The sequence below is a fragment of the uncultured Campylobacter sp. genome (genome assembly GCF_938045465.1).
Taxonomy (GTDB): domain Bacteria; phylum Campylobacterota; class Campylobacteria; order Campylobacterales; family Campylobacteraceae; genus Campylobacter_B.
Genome location: NZ_CALIBF010000047.1, coordinates 1 through 2,073 on the forward strand (window position 1 = coordinate 1; position 2,073 = coordinate 2,073).

Here is a 2,073-nt window from a genome sequence, read left to right on the forward strand (position 1 = left end):
GGGCTATTTAGGTCATACTTTGGGCGCGTGCGGGGCGCTGGAGAGCTTCATCTCGGTGATGATGATGAACGAGGGGCTATTCTATCCGAATCTAAATTTACAAGCTATCGATCCGGAATGTGCGCCGCTTAGGTACCTCACGAAGCCGCAGGAGATAAAGACCGACTACGTTATGAATAACAACTTTGCTTTCGGCGGCGTGAACACATCTTTGATTTTTAAAAAATTTATCGGTTAAAGGAGAGAAAATGAAAAAATTTCTATTTTTCGCAGTTGCGGCGCTTTTTGTCGCTAATTCGGCTTATGCCAAGAACGACATCATGCGCTTCCCTATCGCCGCGGCACTCGCAGAGCCCGACGCCAAAGCCAAGCTTGATCCGAACATAAAATTCTACTTCGGCAACAAATCCGCAGGCAGAAAGATCACGCAGCAGCTAAGCTCGAACAAAAAAACAAACAGCGTCAACAAGACCGATCAAGCCGCATGCAACCGCGCGTTTTTGTCGGCACTGCTTAGCTTTCAAGACCGAGCCAAAAAAGAGGGTGGCAACAAGGTCGTAAACATCACGAGCTACTATTACAAAAACGTTTTCGTGAGCGACAAGGAGTTTGAATGCGGCGTAGGCTCGATAATGAACGGCGTCACGCTAAGAGGCTATATTGCAAAATAAACTAAGCTTCGGTATATCTTACGCAAGCGCGATAATTTCGGGTGAGCCGGCGGAGTTTTATAAAAATCTCGCCGCTTGCTCGGACGGAATTTCCGAAGTAAGCTTAGGCGGAAATTCCGATCTCGCTTGCGATATGGATCAAAATTTTACGTATGATTTCGCGTTAAATTCTACGCAAAATTTTGCAGATATTTCGGACTGCGAGCAAAATTTCATCAATTCCGCAAATTTTACGGCTTGCGAGAATAACGAAAACATGGGGTGCAACCTTGCCGCAGAAAATCTTGACGAAAATTCTACCAAGCTCGGCTCGCAGCGGGGATTAGAACGTGAAGCGAACGGGGCTAAATTTAGCGCCTCGTGCGCTTTTGATTGCAACTCCGAAGAGGCGGCGGAGCTTTATAAAAATTTCGCCGCGCGTGAGGGCGAGGCTTTACAAAATAGCCCCGTAGAAAATTTAAAAATTTCTACTCACGCCCGCTTAAAAGAGGAAATTTTAGCGCTCGAAGCTTTAAAGAAAAAGCCAGCTCTTGCGCACATCCCGCCGTTACAGCGCCGTCGCTTGGGGCTTGGGGCGAAACTTTGCATCTCGCTTTTAGGCGAAATTTCGCAAAATACGCCGGAAAGTTTAGCCGAGGAAAGCTCCTTAAATCTCGCGCCTCAAAATTTAGATGCAAGCAAAAGCCGTGCCGCTGTGCAAAATCAGCAGCAGCAAGATTTTTCAAGCGAAAATTCTTTGAATTTAGTGTCGCAAAATTTAAATTCAACGCCACAGGATTTTTCAAATGAAAATTCCTTAAATTCGGCAAGGCAAAATTTGAAAGCAGTCGATGATGCCGCGACACAGCGCAAAGGGCTACCGCTCGTTTTTTGCTCGCGCCTTGGCGAGATCAACCGCTGTTTTGGCCTGCTCGGCTCGATGAGCGAAAGCGTCTCGCCTTCGAGCTTTTGTGTCAGCGTACTCAACGCGATCGCGGCGCAAAATGCGATTTTTACGCAAAATCATGCCGAAATTTCGACGATCTCTGCGGCGTGTGCGCTCGAAAACGGCGCAATAATCGCAGCTACGAGGCTGAAAGAAAGCGCGGAAAATTCCGGCTCCGCACAGGATGCGAACGAAGCAGGCAAAAACGGCGAATGCAAATCGGATAACGACGAAATCGCCCTGCTCTGCTATTTTGAGGAGGCAAACAATGACTATCTGAAGCGCTGCGACTTCGCCTGCGCCCTACTTTTGGTGCTTCAGCGCGGAGATGACGTGCAGATCGAAATTTCGCCGCACGTTGCGGACGCGACGGCACAGAGCCTAGAGGCGCAAAATCCGAAACCGCGAGCCGAGAACGAAATTTTACGAAGCTTTAAAGGGGACGGCGAGATCCCGCTAGATACCGCGGTGGAATTT

Annotated in this window: 2 protein-coding genes and 1 pseudogene; all 3 read left to right on the forward strand. The window is 48.4% G+C overall.

The features are described from left to right. Positions 1–238 (forward strand): annotated as a pseudogene (locus Q0413_RS02620) (beta-ketoacyl-ACP synthase); the annotation flags it as partial. Between the two features lie 10 nt (positions 239–248). Further along, positions 249–671: an excinuclease ABC subunit A gene (locus tag Q0413_RS02625; protein ID WP_297903847.1), complete on the forward strand. Its 423-nt coding sequence runs from the start codon at positions 249–251 to the stop codon at positions 669–671. Beyond that, the coding region (locus Q0413_RS02630; RefSeq protein ID WP_298987008.1) for a beta-ketoacyl synthase chain length factor at positions 661–2,073 on the forward strand (1,413 nt) is incomplete at its 3' end. The genes Q0413_RS02625 and Q0413_RS02630, both read left to right, overlap by 11 nt.